General features: G+C 45.6%; 19 protein-coding genes. 7 read left to right on the top strand and 12 right to left on the bottom strand.

The genetic code is table 11. From position 1 onward, the window contains the following. Nucleotides 1-213 precede the first annotated feature (213 nt). The 4 genes from E4N69_RS07960 (at nucleotide 214) to E4N69_RS07945 (ending at nucleotide 5,760) form a co-directional block, all read left to right on the top strand. Nucleotides 214-726 (top strand): TIGR03546 family protein, encoded by a 513-nt coding sequence (locus E4N69_RS07960; RefSeq protein ID WP_253713993.1) that lies wholly within the window; start codon nucleotides 214-216, stop codon nucleotides 724-726. Nucleotides 727-728: 2 nt separating this feature from the next. After that, nucleotides 729-2,903: a TIGR03545 family protein gene (locus tag E4N69_RS07955; protein WP_253823493.1), complete on the top strand. Its 2,175-nt coding sequence runs from the start codon at nucleotides 729-731 to the stop codon at nucleotides 2,901-2,903. Between the two features lie 136 nt (nucleotides 2,904-3,039). Then, on the top strand, nucleotides 3,040-5,004 hold the full coding sequence (locus E4N69_RS07950; RefSeq protein ID WP_253823492.1) for a TRAP transporter permease: 1,965 nt from the start codon (nucleotides 3,040-3,042) through the stop codon (nucleotides 5,002-5,004). Nucleotides 5,005-5,313: 309 nt separating this feature from the next. Then, nucleotides 5,314-5,760, top strand: a complete 447-nt coding sequence (locus tag E4N69_RS07945) for a hypothetical protein (RefSeq protein WP_253823491.1) — start codon at nucleotides 5,314-5,316, stop codon at nucleotides 5,758-5,760. Nucleotides 5,761-6,006: 246 nt separating this feature from the next. Here E4N69_RS07945 and E4N69_RS07940 read toward each other — a convergent pair whose 3' ends face one another. Together E4N69_RS07940 and E4N69_RS07935 are read right to left on the bottom strand one after the other, a co-directional pair. Continuing rightward, the gene (locus tag E4N69_RS07940; protein ID WP_253823490.1) at nucleotides 6,007-6,999 is read right to left on the bottom strand and encodes a radical SAM protein; all 993 of its coding nucleotides are present in this window, start codon (nucleotides 6,997-6,999) and stop codon (nucleotides 6,007-6,009) included. A 45-nt stretch (nucleotides 7,000-7,044) separates the two neighbouring features. Beyond that, entirely contained in the window at nucleotides 7,045-7,428 is a 384-nt protein-coding gene (locus E4N69_RS07935) for a hypothetical protein (protein ID WP_253713988.1), read from the bottom strand. A gap of 199 nt (nucleotides 7,429-7,627) precedes the next feature. Between E4N69_RS07935 and rd the strand changes: the two genes are divergently transcribed. The 3 genes from rd to leuS all read left to right on the top strand — a co-directional run bounded on the left by rd (nucleotide 7,628) and on the right by leuS (nucleotide 10,852). Beyond that, on the top strand, nucleotides 7,628-7,786 hold the full coding sequence (rd, locus tag E4N69_RS07930; RefSeq protein WP_162663788.1) for a rubredoxin: 159 nt from the start codon (nucleotides 7,628-7,630) through the stop codon (nucleotides 7,784-7,786). Between the two features lie 15 nt (nucleotides 7,787-7,801). Next, entirely contained in the window at nucleotides 7,802-8,086 is a 285-nt protein-coding gene (locus tag E4N69_RS07925) for a hypothetical protein (protein ID WP_162663787.1), read from the top strand. Nucleotides 8,087-8,281: 195 nt separating this feature from the next. After that, nucleotides 8,282-10,852 (top strand): leucine--tRNA ligase, encoded by a 2,571-nt coding sequence (leuS, locus tag E4N69_RS07920; protein ID WP_253823489.1) that lies wholly within the window; start codon nucleotides 8,282-8,284, stop codon nucleotides 10,850-10,852. Nucleotides 10,853-11,001: 149 nt separating this feature from the next. Here leuS and E4N69_RS07915 read toward each other — a convergent pair whose 3' ends face one another. The 10 genes from E4N69_RS07915 to E4N69_RS07870 are packed head-to-tail and all read right to left on the bottom strand — an operon-like array spanning nucleotide 11,002 to nucleotide 16,316. Beyond that, nucleotides 11,002-11,403: a hypothetical protein gene (locus tag E4N69_RS07915; protein ID WP_162663786.1), complete on the bottom strand. Its 402-nt coding sequence runs from the start codon at nucleotides 11,401-11,403 to the stop codon at nucleotides 11,002-11,004. Nucleotide 11,404: 1 nt separating this feature from the next. Continuing rightward, entirely contained in the window at nucleotides 11,405-11,581 is a 177-nt protein-coding gene (locus E4N69_RS07910; RefSeq protein ID WP_203232396.1) for a hypothetical protein, read from the bottom strand. Beyond that, nucleotides 11,578-11,952, bottom strand: coding sequence for a YraN family protein (locus E4N69_RS07905; RefSeq protein ID WP_253823488.1), 375 nt, complete (start codon nucleotides 11,950-11,952; stop codon nucleotides 11,578-11,580). Before E4N69_RS07905 ends, E4N69_RS07910 begins: the two co-directional genes overlap by 4 nt. Next, nucleotides 11,949-13,181, bottom strand: a complete 1,233-nt coding sequence (locus E4N69_RS07900; RefSeq protein WP_253823487.1) for an HD-GYP domain-containing protein — start codon at nucleotides 13,179-13,181, stop codon at nucleotides 11,949-11,951. The genes E4N69_RS07905 and E4N69_RS07900 overlap by 4 nt, the downstream gene beginning before the upstream one ends. Then, nucleotides 13,165-13,440 (bottom strand): EscU/YscU/HrcU family type III secretion system export apparatus switch protein, encoded by a 276-nt coding sequence (locus tag E4N69_RS07895; RefSeq protein WP_162663784.1) that lies wholly within the window; start codon nucleotides 13,438-13,440, stop codon nucleotides 13,165-13,167. The genes E4N69_RS07900 and E4N69_RS07895 overlap by 17 nt, the downstream gene beginning before the upstream one ends. Nucleotides 13,441-13,495: 55 nt before the next feature. Beyond that, on the bottom strand, nucleotides 13,496-14,473 hold the full coding sequence (locus E4N69_RS07890; protein WP_253823486.1) for a hypothetical protein: 978 nt from the start codon (nucleotides 14,471-14,473) through the stop codon (nucleotides 13,496-13,498). A 5-nt stretch (nucleotides 14,474-14,478) separates the two neighbouring features. Continuing rightward, nucleotides 14,479-14,838, bottom strand: a complete 360-nt coding sequence (gene rplS, locus E4N69_RS07885; protein WP_253713984.1) for a 50S ribosomal protein L19 — start codon at nucleotides 14,836-14,838, stop codon at nucleotides 14,479-14,481. Next, nucleotides 14,816-15,562, bottom strand: a complete 747-nt coding sequence (trmD, locus tag E4N69_RS07880) for a tRNA (guanosine(37)-N1)-methyltransferase TrmD (RefSeq protein ID WP_162663781.1) — start codon at nucleotides 15,560-15,562, stop codon at nucleotides 14,816-14,818. The genes rplS and trmD overlap by 23 nt, the downstream gene beginning before the upstream one ends. Continuing rightward, entirely contained in the window at nucleotides 15,559-16,083 is a 525-nt protein-coding gene (gene rimM, locus E4N69_RS07875; protein WP_162663780.1) for a ribosome maturation factor RimM, read from the bottom strand. The genes trmD and rimM overlap by 4 nt, the downstream gene beginning before the upstream one ends. Next, a complete protein-coding gene (locus E4N69_RS07870) occupies nucleotides 16,083-16,316 on the bottom strand; it encodes a KH domain-containing protein (RefSeq protein ID WP_006188554.1) in 234 nt (77 codons plus the stop codon). Before E4N69_RS07870 ends, rimM begins: the two co-directional genes overlap by 1 nt. Nucleotides 16,317-16,324 lie beyond the last annotated feature (8 nt).

Raw genomic sequence — 16,324 nt, 5'->3', positions numbered from 1 at the left:
TTTTTATCGGAAAGATACGAAGAGCTATATATAAAACGGCTTAATTTTAGGCGTGATGCTTAAAATTAAGCCATTATTGTACAAAGGCTTAATTCTAAACTCGCTGGGGATGGCGAAAAAGTAATCAACTTTTAGGACATTCCCGGTGTATTTTAAGGTAACCTGTTCCGACGCGGAAGTTTCCGAACAGGTTTACTGTAAAACGGAGAAAATATGATTTCGTACATTGCGAAACTGCTTAAATCACTCAATACGAATTCGCATCCGGGTGAAATCGCTCATGCCGTTGCAATTGGGGTGCTCCTCGGCTTTATGCCGAAAGACAACGCACTGTGGTACCTGCTGTTTGTGTTTTTTCTTTTTGTACGTATGAACAAAGGCGCCTTTCTGCTTACGGTACTCATTGCAAGTTTGCTTGCTCGGTTTTTTGATCCGCTGTTCGACTCGATAGGCTACGGTGTATTGACTTTCTCACCTTTAAAGCCGGTCTATGCCGCTTTGCTCGACATTCCCTTTGTCGCCTTTACAAAATTCAACAACACGATAGTCGCCGGCTCTCTTGTGTTTAGCCTTATACTGTATATTCCGGTATATATTGTGGTAAGAATTTTCATTAAATCTTGGCGCACGCATCTCGCACCGGCGCTTGCGCGGAGCAAGTTTATGCAAGCCTTTTATCACGTGCCCTTTGTCGCGAAAATTATCAGCTTTTTTACTGAGGTATAAATATGAAAGAAGAGCAAAAGAAGATACCCTTCAAAAAACTTCCGTGGATGTATAAAAAGACATATACGGAAAAGTCGCTCGAAAAAAAACTGCTTAAAAAACTCTATATACCGGCCGACCGCGAATTTGTTGCGGCACAGTTTTCTGCCGATGAAGAGGATCCGGCTAAATTGCGGATTCACCGTACCGAATACGACGCAAAAGATTTTAAGCGCTTAAAGATTTTAAGCAAACAGATAAAGCGGCAAAAAGGACGCATAAACCTCGTGCCGCTTGCCGCCGTTGCAGCTGTTGTTGTCGGGGTTGTGCTTGCCGTTCTTATGTTTAAAGATCCGCTTGCAAAACGTGCTTTAACGGCAGGTCTACAAAAAATCACGGGTGCCAAAGTCGATATCGCTTCGGTTCACGTCGGTATCTTGGATGCGTCGGTTACCGTGCGCGGTCTTGCTGCTGCCGATAAAAATGCACCGATGAAAAACGTTTTTGAAGCACAAAAAATTCAGCTTGATTTTAATTTAACGCAGCTTTTAAAAAAGCGCTTTGTGTGCCAAAACCTTGAAGTTTCCGGCATGGCATTCGGAACCGATCGAAAAACATCGGGCGAGCTTCCGGCATCCGTAAAAAAGGGAAACGATAAAGATGTCGGCGATAGTAAAATAGCGTTGCTTATAAAAGAGCGGCAAAAAGATGCGCTTGAACAAAGTAAAAAAATCGTTTCGTCGATGTTTGAAAGTTTGAATCCGCAAAAGTTTTTGGACAACGCACTCAAGCAACTGCAAACACCCGCTGCAGTGCAAAAAGCACAGGACATGGTCGCTCAAATTGTAGCGGTGTGGGAAAAGCGTCCAGCAGAACTGGAGGCCGCCGTAAACGATTTTAGAAAAAGCTCGGAAAAAGTCATCGGACGCGATTATCAATCGATTAAAGACATTGCCGAATTGAAGGCGGTATTGCAAGAACTTAATGCTGCGATAAAAGACAGCCAAAAGCTTGTAGCTTTGACCGATTCAGTGGTTAAAGATTTGCAAAAAGACGGTAAGGCCGTGCAGCTTGCGGCAAAGGAAGCTTTCAAGGCGGTAAGAAAAGATACCGATTTTGTTAACGGAGAAATCAATAAAATCCGCTCGTTTACGGTTGCCGACGGAAAAAACATTTTTGCACAAACTATAAAAGCCGCTGCATACAACGTCCTCGGAAAATATTATCCGTATGCGGAAAAAGCGTTTAATGCTGCGCTCAATTTCAACAAGGGATCAAAAAAGGCGGCAAAAAAACAAAAGACCCGTCAAGAAGTCCGGCGGCTTCCGGGCAGAACAATCCAATACCGCGCCGACATATATCCGTCCTTTTTAATTCAGCAAATGCTTGCAAACGGAACGGGTTTTGAAGGTCGCATAAACGATATTTCAAACGATCCTGACCGCTGGGGGAAGCCCGTATCGTTCAGCGCCCATTTTGACGAAAGTGCTTTTTTTGAAAGCAAGCGCACGCACAGCGGAGAGGGACTCATAAATGTCGGAGAGAAACTCAATTATCCCTTATTGAAATTGCAATATACCGGAAGCGGTTATAACGCTGCGTTTAATCCCTCTTCAGCTTTGCAGGCGCTCGGCGCTTCCGTGCTTGACATTGCCGGCGTTCCGTCTTTTGAGGGCAGGGCGAAAATACAGGCAGGTATACAGGCTGAGCGCGACGGGCATGTCGGTATCGACGCGGATTTTAGCTTTGACGAAGTGCGCCTTACGGCTGATTCGTTTGAACCCGATTTTATTTCGCGCATTTACAATGAGTCACTTGCAGCGGTTAAAAATATGCGGTTTAAAATCAAGGCGGAGTTTTTCCAGTCTGATTTGAATATGGACATTGCAACCGATGCGGACAAGGTTTTTCTTGCGGCGCTGCAAACAGGAATCAACAAAGAACTTTCAGCCATAAAGCAAAAGGCGCTTAAAGAAGCTCAAGCCGAATTAGAAAAATACACCGGTCCTTTAAACGAAAAGCTGGGCGACTTCGGCAGTATTGAAAAACTTGTTATGAATCAAAAACAAGCTGCCGATATGCTGCAAAAAAAACTGGAAGAAAGCAAAGTCGAAGTTATGAAACGCATCGAGCAGACAGGAATGGATACGCTCAGAGATGCGGCCGGCAGTACGCTAAAAGGCTTATTCGGCCGGTAAAATGATAAGGGAAAAACTCTAAAAAGTTTATAGAGGTTGTCTTTAAATTTCATAATTATACTACTGGGAACTTCTAAAAACTTCAGGTTTTAGAGGTTTTCTTTAGAGGTGCCCAACTATACATAAGGAGTACATCTTGGCTACAGAAAAAACAATAGACCAAAAGGCTCTCTTGGAAGAATTTGAACGGGAAAGCAGAACTCGAAACTTTGTTAACCCGATTTTTACAAAGATTCTCAAATGGACTGCGCTGCTGGTTACCTTTTACCATTTGGCGTATGCTTCCGGCTATATCCGTCCGGAAACGTTGCGCCATCGTTCCATTCACGTCGGCATGATTTTGCTGATGACGTTTGCAATCTATCCTGCATTTAAAAGATCGAGTAGAAAAGTTATTGCATGGTATGATTACATACTGATGATTTTGTCCGTTATCATTCCCGTCTACATGTGGGTGAATTATCAAGCGATTATCGACAGGGTAGGGGACGCAAACCTGACGGACGTTATCATGGGTACCATATTGGTTGCATTGGTAATAGAGGCTGCGCGGCGGATTACGGGTTGGGCATTACCGGTCATCGGGATCATCTTTATGATTTATGCGCTGATGGGTGCCCGCCAAGGACTTATCCCGATAAACGTGCCGGGTCTGTTTTTGCATAGAGGGTTTAAATGGCCTAAATTGATTGGCCACCTCTTTTCCAACACGGAAGGCATTTACGGTACGTCGGTCAACGTTTCTTCAACGTACATTTTCTTATTCATCGTATTCGGCGAAATTATGAATAAATGCGGGATGGGAAAATTCTTTAACGATATTGCCATCGGTTTGGCGGGGCATACGAAAGGCGGTCCTGCAAAGGTCGCAGTTATTGCGGCAGGCTTGCTTGGAAGTATCAACGGATCTGCAATTGCGAATGTCGTTACCACCGGTTCGTTTACAATCCCGCTTATGAAAAAAATCGGGTACAGTAAAGAATTCTCCGGTGCGGTTTCGTCAACCGCTTCCGTAGGTGGTCAGCTTTTACCGCCGATTATGGGCGCCGCCGCATTTATTATGGCGGAAACACTCGGTATTAAATACAAGGAGATTGTCGTTGCGGCGGCTATCCCCGCGCTGATTTACTATTTGGGTATTATCTTCCAAATTCAACTGCGCGCGTCGAAGGACAAACTTGACGGTATGCCGAAAGATCAGCTGCCCAAGGTGAAAGAAACGTTGAAGATGTACTGGCACCTGACCATCCCGATTTTATTCTTGGTGTATATGCTGTTCTTCAGCGGTTATACCGTTATCAAAGGCGCTTTTTTAACCATCCTTTTAACAATCATTATTGCGCAGCTGAAAAAAGAAACGCGCATGAGCTTGAAAGATATAGAGGCTGCTTTTGTCGCTTCCGCAAAATCGACGGTATCGGTTGCGATTGCCTGTGCTTGTGTCGGTATCGTTATCGGTGTGTCGAGTTTAACCGGCTTTACTATCAATATGGCGAGCGCGATTATCTCGCTCGGCGGAAAGAGCTTGTTGCTGACGCTGGTCTTTACGATGGTTACCTGTATGCTGCTTGGTATGGGCTTACCGAGTATTCCTGCGTACATTATTACCGTAACGATTGCGGCTCCTGCGCTGATAGAGCTCGGTATTGAGCCGTTGGCTGCCCACCTGTTCTGCTTCTACTTTGCGATGTTTGCCAATATTACGCCGCCGGTTGCACTTGCCTCATTTGCCGCGGCAGGTATATCGGGCGGTAATCCGATGAAGACGGGAATTGTATCCATTAAGCTGGCGCTCGCCGGTTTTATCATCCCGTATATGTTCGTCTACAATAATCAGCTGTTATTGATGAATACGAATATTTTGCAGGGTATTCAGGTTGCGATTACCGCATGTGTCGGCGTCTTTTTAATCAGCGCCGCCGTAGAAGGCTATTTCCACACCAAAGTGAATATTGTGATGCGGCTTTTAATGCTTGCAGGAGCTTTCTTGCTCATCGACAGCGCCTTATTAACCGACCTTGCCGGAATCGGGATATTTGTCGCGTCTATCTTTATCCAGCGCATACTGGCGCGGAGAGAAGCACGGCACGCAGCCGCCTAAGGATAGAGTATTTTACGTTAATTGTCGTCTGGAAGTTCTTGTTATTTTGTGTGATATAAAACTGTATGGAGGAAAAAATTGGAATTAATTCCAAACCGATCATTGAGCAGTTTGTACGTATTTTTGGATTGTGCTTTTTTAGTATTACTCGCATTTTATTTTCTAAAGAGTAAGCGATATATTCCTCTTCTGGTTGGAATACTCGGGGGCTTACTCTATTTTGTAGTAGATTACGGCGGATTTTATTGGTTGCTTGAAACACGAAAAGTGGTTGGTGCAAACCCTTTTTGGTTTTTGCTGTGGCTCAGTATGAGTTATGGGTTTACAAATATGGCGTGGATGTGGCTGTGGTTTGCCGAACCGAAAAATCGTTTGGAGTTTTCGCTTTTGATTATCGTGTGGTGGTTTTCTGCGGCGGTTATCAGTAACGGGGCTGGGGCGGCATTCCCGATAATTACAATTCAGCGTGGAACTGGCGGATATCATTGGATTATGGCGGTGTTTTTATTTGTCGGTTATGCGTGGTTGCTCATGAAAAATTTATCTGCTACGCGCGACGATGAGCGAGTACCTCTTTGGAGCGTTATATCAATCGGGCTTTTGGTGCAGTTCGCATGGGAATTTATTTTATTTATAACGGGTATCCGTAATGCGGGGCTTCGTACTTTGGTTGTTAATTCGCTGATGGAAACCAATTTGGGTGCGCCATATATGTATTTGATTTACACAACAGTCTCAAAACGGATGCGGAAATAAATGTGTGTTGCGCTGCGGCAGAGGTAAAAGTAACATTCGCGGGTTTGATAGTACCTACTCGATAGACGATATCAGCTTTATGATGAAGCCCATTGATGTTCTTTGCAAATACAATGCAAAAAGTAAAAGATATGATGCACGTGACAAAGCGCTTTTTGGAGAGGTGCTTTAACTGAGTTATGCTTTTAATAGCAGTCTTACTTTGTTACCGCAGGCGCACTGAAATGGCGCGGCTGAAAATAAACGTTAATGCACCCAGCCGGTCTTCCAATGCCAGAGCGGTTTTGACAGTGTGGAAGAAAAGGTTTGTATGCGGTTAAAGTCGGGGAGCCAATCCAAGTCGCTTACTAATTCCTGATAAAACCCGTCGTCGATGTTTAAATCTTCAAGAAAAGTGCGCAATCTGATGTCCTCGGATTCGTTGAGTAGGCGGTTGGAAAAAGCATCGATGTGCCGCGCTTTCGGATTTGCCGTAATGGGCGTGTACTGAGTCATCAGCGAAAGCAGCGCCTTGCTTTTCAGCCTTTGGGCAAACCAACGGAGTACCGCTTGCGAATCCTCTAATTTTCCCGGAAGTGCGAGATGCCGGACAATAACACCCGACAGCATTTTACCGAACGGATACCGTTCATCGGGCGGTGTAAGGTTGAGGGGAGAAAGCCGCGCCATTGTCTCGATTGCAGCACAGGCTTGTTCGGGATAATCCGGAGCGGCAAAAACGCGGTGGGATGTTTCGGTATTAAGCGTTTTGAGATCGGGGAGCCAGCCGTCGACGGTGTCCGCAATCGATTCGAGTGCGGACACCGTTTCGTATGCGGAGGAGTTCCAGACGATGGGAATAGTTAAGCCGTGCTGTTTTGCGGCTCGGAGCCCTGCCCCCAAAGCCGGTATCGCATGGCTGCCCGTAACGATGTTGATGTTTTCCGCGCCTGCGCTCTGAAGTGTGAGGCATATTTCGATAAATTCCCGTTCCGTTACGGCACGTCCCATGCCCTCTTGTGAAATTTGAAAGTTTTGGCAAAAAACGCAGCGGAGGTTACAGCCGGTAAGGAATATTGTTCCCGATCCTCCTGCGCCGCTTACCGGAGGTTCTTCTCCGAAGTGTAATCCTGCCCATGCAATGCGCAGTTCCGCCGTTTCTCCACAAAAGCCGCGTTCATCGGCGTTCCTATTTACCCCGCAGCGCTTTGGACAGGCGGTACAGTGCTCATATTCTACGCAGCAAAAATCCCGTATCATAGTGCTATTCCTATTTAATGGTATCTTTAGAAGCTCACTTCGCTTTTAGAAATCGCCGAGGAGCTTATGCCGTTCAACCATAATGCTCATAATGGCGCTTACGGTTTGCATATCGAGTGTTTCCGCTGCCGCCGAGATAATGGTATGTAGTTCTTCCCAGTCTTCATTGGAAAAATCCATATCGCTACCGAAGCTGCCGTCAAAGAGGGAAAAGACGGTATAGAACCAAGTAACGGCCTCTTCTTTTGTATCAGCGGAATGCGTTCTCAACCAATACTCAGCTGAATCTTCCGCTAACGGGAGCAGGCTTTTATCGTAACTGCGGATTGTTTGAATAAAAAATTCACATAATTCTTGCCGGAATGCAGGATCAGGTAATTTTTCCGTTCGTCTCTGTGCATCACTATAAAATTTTTCGAGGATATTCATAAGGCTGTTACTATAAGAAAAAGACTTGTAAAAAGCAAGCAGAATCCTTGTGGATGCACGGATTCCTCTATTGTAGCAGTTGCCGCTCCCAAGCCTCTCTCCTACTTGTAAAACCGCTGTAAAACCCGTATAGTATTAGCCTACGAAAAACTTTTTCGGATGTTAAAACGTCCTGCAAAAGTTTTTATAGGAGTAGAGTATGGATAAATATGTATGTGATTTATGTGGTTATGAGTATGATCCGAGCGCTGGTGATCCTGAGGGTAATATTAAACCGGGTACTCAGTTTGAGGATTTGCCCGATACGTGGGTATGTCCGCTCTGCGGCGTCTCAAAGGACGGATTCAAAAAGGTTTAAACAAGGTAGCACAATATGACAAAAAATGATTTTATCAGCACAATCGGATATGACGGTGCGGCTGCGGTAGTTGATAAAGAACGACGTACTAAAAACGGCGGTAAGACTTTAAAGGAATTGCTGGAAGCAGGTGCTTTTCGCAGCGCAGCGGCTTTTGCCGCCTACGATGATTCTCAAGAGGAGCTACAAACTGTTACGGATTATTATAATAAATTAGCTCATGCAGATTATACCACGGAAAATATTTTGCGGGTATTCGGTATTACCAAAACTAACAGTAAAAAAATAATCCTTCTATAAATGAATGGGGATGTCTCGAAAGTTGGTTACTTTTTCGACATCCCCGCGAGTTTAATATTAAGTCTTTATACAATAATGACTTAATATTAAACATCGCATCTAAATCTAAGGAAACTGTCCAAAAACTGAAGTTTCTGGACAGCCCCTATTATTTTGAATGTGCCTCTAAAATGTTTTACTCAAAGGAGTTGTATAATGCCGTATCCTTTTGGCGATATTGAAAAAAAATGGCAAAAATATTGGAAAGATCATAAGACGTTTAAAGTAACCGAGGATGAAAATTATCCGCCGGAAAAACGGGCGTATGTATTGGATATGTTTCCGTATCCGTCGGGAGCAGGTTTGCACGTCGGACATCCTGAAGGATATACGGCAACTGATATTTATTGTCGGTATCTCCGCATGAACGGATATGCGGTGCTGCATCCGATGGGGTTTGACTCCTTCGGCTTACCGGCGGAAAATTACGCCATTAAGACCGGTACTCACCCGCGTGTTACGACAAAAGAAAACATCGATACCTTCCGGAGGCAAATACAGGCGTTCGGTTTTTCCTACGACTGGGATCGCGAACTTGCAACTTCGGATGTGGACTATTACCGCTGGACACAGTGGATATTTTTACAGCTGTATAAAAAAGGTTTGGCCTACGAAACGGAAGCACCGATTAACTGGTGCCCGAGCTGTTTGACCGGTCTTGCGAATGAGGAAGTGAAAGAAGGCTGCTGCGAACGGTGCGGCACACAGGTTATCCGCAAGAATGTGCGGCAGTGGATGCTCAAGATTACTGCGTATGCAGAGCGGCTCCTTGAGGACTTGGAAGAGCTGGATTGGCCTCAGTCTGTTAAGATGATGCAGCGGAATTGGATCGGCAAAAGCACCGGAGCGGAAATAGACTTTCACCTTGCCGCTCCGCACGAAAGCGAAAAGATTACCGTATATACTACTCGGCCGGATACTATTTTCGGGGCAACCTATCTCGTGCTTGCTCCGGAACATCCGCTCGTTATGCGTATTGTCAGCGGGGAACAAAAAGCCGCTGTGCAGCAGTATATTGACGAGACGGCAAAGAAAACCGACCTTGAACGGACTGAACTTGCAAAAAAGAAAACCGGCGTCTTTACCGGCACCTATGCGGTAAATCCGCTAACAAAAGAACCTATTCCGATTTGGATCTCCGATTATATTTTGGTTTCTTACGGAACCGGCGCCATTATGGCGGTTCCGGCGCATGATGAGCGCGACTGGGAGTTTGCTCACGTTTTTTCGCTGCCAGTTATTCAAACGGTCGCATCCGAAGCTGAATGGAAGGAAAAGGGAGCGGCGGGCGATTACCGCGCAGTACCGCAAGCATGTACCGCAGCCGACGGTTATGCGGTAAATTCAGGCGAATTTACCGGACTGCCGACGCGGGAAGCAATAGAGCGTGTTACCGATTACGCCGCCGCTAACGGCTTCGGCAAAAAGGCCGTCAATTATAAGCTCCGCGACTGGGTGTTCAGCAGACAGCGGTACTGGGGAGAACCTATCCCGTTGGTGCATTGCCCGAAATGCGGCGTCGTTCCGCTGGACGAAAAGGATTTACCGCTTGCCTTGCCTGAAACGGATAGCTACACCCCTTCCGACACGGGAGAAAGCCCGCTTGCCAAAATACCCGAATGGGTGAATACCGTGTGTCCGCACTGCGGCACCCCTGCCCGCCGCGAAACAAACACCATGCCTCAATGGGCGGGTTCCTGCTGGTACTATCTCCGTTACCTTGATCCTCATAATGCACACCGTTTTTGTGCCAAGGAAAAAGCAGCGTATTGGATGCCTGTTAATCTCTATGTCGGCGGCGCGGAACATGCGGTACTCCATCTCCTCTATGCCCGCTTTTGGCACAAGGTACTGTACGATTTAGGCGTGGTGCATACCAAAGAACCGTTCATGCGGTTGGTGAATCAGGGAATGATCACTTCCTTTGCGTATCAGCGTTCAAACGGGTCGCTCGTGCCGGTCGATGAGGTTGTGCAGACCGGCGATGATGCTTTTGAAGAAAAGAGTACCGGCGAAAAGTTGAAGCGGGTTATCGCAAAGATGTCGAAGAGCCTAAAAAATGTCATCAATCCTGATGAGATGATCGCTCAATACGGCGCCGATTCGTGCCGTATGTATGAGATGTTCATGGGGCCGCTCGATATGTCCAAGCCGTGGAACACGCAAGGGTTGATCGGCATTTTCCGTTTCTTGGAGAAAATATGGGCTCTTTCCGAAAAAGAGCTTATTTCCTGTCCGGTGAACGACATGAGTACGCCGGAACATGCGGAAATTACCAAGCTCCTCAATAAATCCATTAAAAAGATAACCGAAGATACCGCATCGCTCAACTTTAATACGGCAATCAGCCAGATGATGATTTTCATCAACACGCTCGGAAAATATCAGACCGTACCTCGCTTTGCATGGGAGGCATTTGTCAAGCTGCTCGCGCCCTACGCACCGCACCTCGCCGAAGAGCTGTGGGAGAAGTTAGGGCATACGGAAACAATTGCATATACGCAGTGGCCGATGTTTGTCGAAAAGTTTTGCATCGATTCCGAATGTACGATTGTCGTGCAAATCAACGGAAAGGTGCGCGATAAATTTCAAGCTGCCGTCGATTTGCCGAAAGATGAGCTTGAAGCGCTCGCGTTAAAAACAGATGGCGCGCAGCGCTTCCTCGGCGATAAACAGCCTAAAAAGGTTATCGTTGTGCCGAATAAGTTGGTAAATATCGTCGTCTAACTTTCTTTTGAAAATATGCATACCGTCTACGGCGTTGCTGAGTGAACAACAGTCCTCGACGTACAATAAGTACGCCTGCGGGTGTTGTTCACTCAGCGCCTTGTATCCGGTACCACTATTTTCAAAAGGCTAACGGAAAGGCTATTCACTTAATCGATTAAGCTGAAACGGTCGGCGATGGTGCCTCGCCATTCTGCGCGCTGGTTTTTATCTTCCCACTCAATGATTCTAACGATAGTGAATTCTTTCATCGTTACCATTGAAGCGTATTTGATAACGGCAAATCTGCCTTGACCGATATACGAAATCGCTTCATTTTCATGTAAGACTTCGTTTTGCTTTAAAAAATTTAATACGCAATCGAAATGCACAGGCTTGCCGTCTGTTTTATCCGCTAATGCAGCGCTTAAATCTTTGATCGGTTTGCCGCACCGTGGGCAGGTAAAAAGTTCGGTAGGATCCTCGTGCTGTGGACTGATATACGGTTTGTTATTCACCGTGGTATTTTCTGTATAACGGTTTTCTTTTCTATGTCCCCGCCTATTATTCATATTATTCTTCATCCTTCATATACATCATTTGTTCGGTCAATATCGATGCTAATCGGTATATTGCCGCTTGAATATATGTTTCGTCATTGAGTTTTGTTTCCATTTCACGAAAATCGGATTCGGTAAAGTATTTGCGGGGAGTATACCGCCCTTTTTTTGGAAACACGCCAACATTCATACATAATCCTCAAAAGCATTCTCTAGATGCAGCGGCTCAGCTGATTCTATTGTCCGTGGATCAAACGGCAATACAAGAACATCAAACCGTATATGCATCTTGTTATATTTTCGATGAGTTAAGAGAAAATATTTAGCGGTTTTACAAATCCTTTCCTGTTTTCTATTTCCAACGATAATATCCAAGTCCGTAAGCGGTGTATGGGGTAATGTTTTTACTTCAAAAAAGACAAGCGTTTCGTCCTTTTCTGCTATGATGTCAATTTCCCCTGTTCTTGTTCGCCAGTTTCGGCCAATGATAGAGTACCCTTGCCGTTCAAGCCATTTTTCTGCGTATGTCTCACCTGCCGGCCCCAGCCGTTCTTCCATCATTTTTTTTGTTGATACTGAAGTGGGTCAATTGCCTTGACAATAAAAGTATTTTTATATTCCTTTAGATCGATAAGTTTGCCCTTATTGTTTGGATAAAGATGGCCGGTTTCATCAATGAGTACCCTAATCAGCGGGCGTAAGGGAGCTTCCGGGTGTGTGCCGACGACACGCACGATGGAGGTATCGTTCATTAATACTATTGAGCCGATGGGATATACACCAATACTTTGAATCATTGCTTTGATGACCTCGTAATCAAAGCGGCGACCTTTATCTGCAAGTAGAGTTTTCATTGCATCATAACCGAGCAGTGCGTTGCGATAAGCCTTTCGTGCAGTCATTGCGACAAAGGCGTCTACTACAGCTATAATACGGGCACCTATTTCGATGGAATCTTTATCAAGTCCATTGGGGTAGCCTTTTCCGTCCCAACGTTCATGGTGCTCGAGAACAAGCATTGCGACACGCTCGGTATACACAAATTCCGATAATACAGCTTTATACCCATAGACGGTGTGCGCAACCACAGTTTGCATTTCAGTATCCGAAAGCGCAGTTTTTTTGTTTAAAATGGCATCAGGAATCCTTAGCATACCGCAATCGTGTAGCAGAGAACCGAGTATTATATCATCAATATAATCTTCGGGCAGATTCATAAAATTTGCGATGGTTTCAGCTAAAATAGCAGTATCGACTAGAGCTTTTGCCATATCTCGTTCAGGAATTTGGGCTGATAGGATAAATGAAATGGCACGTGGTCTATTGGCTGCGAGCAAATTACGCAGTCTCAGGGCTATTCCATCTATAGGTCGGGGTGATATGGCCTTTCTGTTTTTTACTTCGGTTAAAAAGATGTCCAGTGTTAGGATAATTGCCAAATATTCAGTATAGAGTTCGCTGTGTGTTAAAATATCCGGCAGTTGTAAAATGGTACTTTCTTCCGTTGTCTTCTTTTTAGTATTTTTGTCAGCTGTCTTAGCAGTAGGAGATCCTCCTTCGTCGGGTAGTGTATCTAATTCTTCAACTAGTTCCGTTACTTCTGCACTCTTTTTTATACTTTTCCCTGCTGTCATAACAAAGGGAACTTTCCATTGCTTTAATACCGATAGTTCACGTTCAGAAACAGGATGCCCTTTGCCGAGGACCCTGTTCTTGCCGTCATCAAAGAATAGCGGCTCAGAAAATATCATGCCTTCTTTTAAATCTTCTACCTTAATTCGTCTTAGCACCGGTTATTCCATCCTTTTTTTGAAGAAATGCAAAAATAGCGGCAACTGCTTGATATGTCTCTTCAGGAATACAAGATCCTATTTCGGTATCAACCAACACTTCTGCCAGCAGAGGGTTATTGATGAGGGGAATATGACATTTATCGGCAATTTCTCGTATCTTTCGTGCAATAGCACCGCGCCCCGAGGCGGTAATCATCGGAATATCTTCTCCGAATGTATATGACAATGCAACCGAGCAATCTCGCCCCTTGTCCATACTATTGCTTTTTATCTCCATGGTAATAAAAAGTCACATCTACTCCTAGATTATTCTACACTGATATATCGATTGATGCAAGGGTATGATTCTCTTCCATATTATTATCGGCATAATGTACGGTATAGGAAGTAACTCCTGCAGATTCCAGACAGTCGTGCAGCAAAGTTGCGAGATTTTTCTGCTTCTGTGTTGAAAGTTCTTCTTGTCCTCGATAGGAAAAAAAGCATTGGTTATTCTTGAGCACAAATGTCCATGCTTCTTGTTGTTCTTCACTTCGTACCCGTAGGCAGCATTCAAGACATATGGCGTCTTGCAGATCAAGCAAAAAAGCCGCTGAACCTCTCCAGAGTGTGTTGAGCTGTTTTTCAAACGGAAATACCACCCAGTGGTTTTTGCCTGTTTTTACATGATTGAGAAAGCGGAAGAGGTCGGCATCCTCCGATGAGTCGGTCGGATTTTCATGCTGTTTGCCGGGAAGGGCAAACATGGCTGCAAGGCATTGTTCAATTAGCTGCGGTAAAGGTTCTATACCGCGGGAGTAGAGGAGGGCAGCAGCAAAAGCTGCTTTTTTTTCGTGCGGGGCAAACGCATAGAGTGAAGAAAGGATTTTTAAGAGCGGGCGGGATTGTAACGGCTGTTCATTTTGACGAAAAAAAGCGATCAATGTTGCCGCGAGGTCGGACTGCGGTATGCCGAGCTGGGAGAATACATCACCATGCGGCAACGAATGCGGTATAGATTTCTGATACGGCGTTAACATAACCGTATTGCCGGCAATATGGACGCGCATCAATAAAAAAGCTCCTTCCCTAATATCTTGAGAAAGAGCTTTTGTCTGTGCCTGTAGCACGGAACCTTTAACGGTAATCCGCACCATATTGTTTTTAAGGATCGACAGCACCCGAACCGTTACCGGTTCATTTTCGGTAAAACCGGCGGCTTTGTCTCCTTGGAAAAGAACGGCCGCGTTAAGTGCCTCATTCCGATGTAATGGAATCAGAAGCGCCGGCCGTTCCGCTGTGGGCTGCATATCCGCTAGTTCTTCTTTTGCAGAAGTGTCTTAATCTTTGCAGCCTTACCGATCTTCTCGCGGATGTAGTAGAGCTTGCCACGGCGAACCTTACCGGCATGCACCACTTCTACCTTTGCGATACGCGGTGAGTGGAGCGGAAATACACGCTCTACGCCGACGCCGTAAGAATTCTTTCTTACCGTGAATGTCCGGCCGATACCGGCATTTTTAAAGCACAGTACCAGTCCTTCATATATCTGAATACGTTCGGTTTTCCCTTCAATAATCTTGAAGTGTACCTTTACGGTGTCGCCTACTTTAAAAGAAGGTTTTTCGACAATCTTTTGTTTTTCTTCAATCTTACGAATTAAATTCTCTGCCATTTGTTATCTCCTGTAAAATAAGTTCCGCTTCTTTTGTCCATTCAGGTGAACTACGAATTGCCGTCAGCAAGTCGGGACGCATGGCAAGCGTCTTTCTAATCCGCTGTTCAAGCCGCCATTTACGAATGTGTTCGTGGTGGCCGGACAGAAGCACTTCAGGAACAGCTCTGTCCCTGAATATCTGCGGCCGTGTGTACTGGGGGTATTCCAACAAACCGTCGGAAAAGCTCTCCTCTTCAAGGGATTCGCGGGAAATAACGCCGTCGATCAAGCGGTACACCGCGTCTATTATTACGAGCGCAGCAAGCTCACCTGAGGACATAACGTAGTCGCCGAGTGAAATTTCGTCGTCAACGTATTCGTCGATGATTCGCTGATCAATTCCTTCGTAGCGGCCGCAGATAAACACGAGTTCTTTTTCTCGTGCAAGCTCGGCTGCACACGCTTGGGTGAAAGGCTTGCCGGAAGGGGTTACATAGATAACTCGTTTTTCGGCTGCCTGCACAGAATCGAGTGCGAGCGAAAGCGGCTGCGGCAATAGGAGCATTCCCGCCCCGCCGCCGTAGGTTAGATCATCACAGGTTCGATGCTTGTCGTAAGCAAAGTCGCGGATATTCACCAGATTGTAGGTAATAAGCCCCCGTTCGACCGCCTTCGCCATGATCGACGATTCGAAAAAGGCGGCGGGGATTTCGGGGAACAAGGTCAGCACATTGAATCTCATTCGAGAATCCAGCGGTGCATAAGCTCAACCTGCTTTACCGGTATGTTTATCTTTCCAATAAATTGGGAACGAAACGGAACATATACGGTTCTGCCTGTTGCAGCCTCGGAGACTTCCAATAACAATCCGCCTCCGCCTTCCACTACATCTGCAATTGTACCCACAGAATTTCCTTTGTACACAAGGACAGAATTACAAAGATCATTGATATAAAACTCGCCGCGTTCGAGCGGGCAAGCCATATCGCGAGGAACCAATATATCCGCTCCGTGTAGCTTTTTTGCCGCCTCAGGCGAATCGATACCTCGTAGTTTTAATAACGCGTCCGCATTGCGGACAACGCACTCTTCAACCTGATAGAATAGTTCGGGATGCTGTGTTCCCGTCCCCTCGGATGGAAACTGCAGTTTTATCTCTTTTAAGTTTAGAAAATGTTCATATTCGCCCGAACAGCTTTCAATTTTAAGGAAGCCTTCAAGACCGAATGTGCCCCGAATCCTACCGGTTATGAGCCAGTCCATTAATCAAGAATTTCCAGCAAATAACGGGTTCCACTCCGACCGGCTGATGCCATAAGCAGCGTCCGAATTGCCTGAGCAACCCTTCCGAATTTTCCGATTACCTTTCCTACATCACCGCTTGCAACGCGCAATTCCAGCACAATACCGCGGTCGGTCTCTTTTTCCGATACGGAAACGGCACTGGGATCATCAACAAGCGACTTTGCAATGTACTCGACTAAATCACGTTCCATGTTCGATA

The organism is Treponema sp. OMZ 906 (genome assembly GCF_024181185.1).
GTDB lineage: Bacteria > Spirochaetota > Spirochaetia > Treponematales > Treponemataceae > Treponema.
The sequence above is the reverse complement of the archived record's forward strand: the minus strand, read 5'-3'. Positions and strand labels throughout refer to the sequence as shown.

Coding starts and splice junctions, on each gene's coding strand:
- trmD (WP_162663781.1), bottom strand. CDS start 15,562: ATGAGATTCAATGTGCTGACCTTGTTCCCCGAAATCCCCGCCGCCTTT.
- E4N69_RS07945 (WP_253823491.1), top strand. CDS start 5,314: ATGAGTTATGGGTTTACAAATATGGCGTGGATGTGGCTGTGGTTTGCC.
- E4N69_RS07870 (WP_006188554.1), bottom strand. CDS start 16,316: ATGGAACGTGATTTAGTCGAGTACATTGCAAAGTCGCTTGTTGATGAT.
- E4N69_RS07915 (WP_162663786.1), bottom strand. CDS start 11,403: ATGAATAATAGGCGGGGACATAGAAAAGAAAACCGTTATACAGAAAAT.
- rd (WP_162663788.1), top strand. CDS start 7,628: ATGGATAAATATGTATGTGATTTATGTGGTTATGAGTATGATCCGAGC.
- E4N69_RS07935 (WP_253713988.1), bottom strand. CDS start 7,428: ATGAATATCCTCGAAAAATTTTATAGTGATGCACAGAGACGAACGGAA.
- rimM (WP_162663780.1), bottom strand. CDS start 16,083: ATGGACTGGCTCATAACCGGTAGGATTCGGGGCACATTCGGTCTTGAA.
- E4N69_RS07940 (WP_253823490.1), bottom strand. CDS start 6,999: ATGATACGGGATTTTTGCTGCGTAGAATATGAGCACTGTACCGCCTGT.
- E4N69_RS07890 (WP_253823486.1), bottom strand. CDS start 14,473: ATGCAGCCCACAGCGGAACGGCCGGCGCTTCTGATTCCATTACATCGG.
- E4N69_RS07960 (WP_253713993.1), top strand. CDS start 214: ATGATTTCGTACATTGCGAAACTGCTTAAATCACTCAATACGAATTCG.
- E4N69_RS07905 (WP_253823488.1), bottom strand. CDS start 11,952: ATGATGGAAGAACGGCTGGGGCCGGCAGGTGAGACATACGCAGAAAAA.
- rplS (WP_253713984.1), bottom strand. CDS start 14,838: ATGGCAGAGAATTTAATTCGTAAGATTGAAGAAAAACAAAAGATTGTC.
- E4N69_RS07895 (WP_162663784.1), bottom strand. CDS start 13,440: ATGGACAAGGGGCGAGATTGCTCGGTTGCATTGTCATATACATTCGGA.
- E4N69_RS07955 (WP_253823493.1), top strand. CDS start 729: ATGAAAGAAGAGCAAAAGAAGATACCCTTCAAAAAACTTCCGTGGATG.
- E4N69_RS07910 (WP_203232396.1), bottom strand. CDS start 11,581: ATGAATGTTGGCGTGTTTCCAAAAAAAGGGCGGTATACTCCCCGCAAA.
- E4N69_RS07925 (WP_162663787.1), top strand. CDS start 7,802: ATGACAAAAAATGATTTTATCAGCACAATCGGATATGACGGTGCGGCT.
- leuS (WP_253823489.1), top strand. CDS start 8,282: ATGCCGTATCCTTTTGGCGATATTGAAAAAAAATGGCAAAAATATTGG.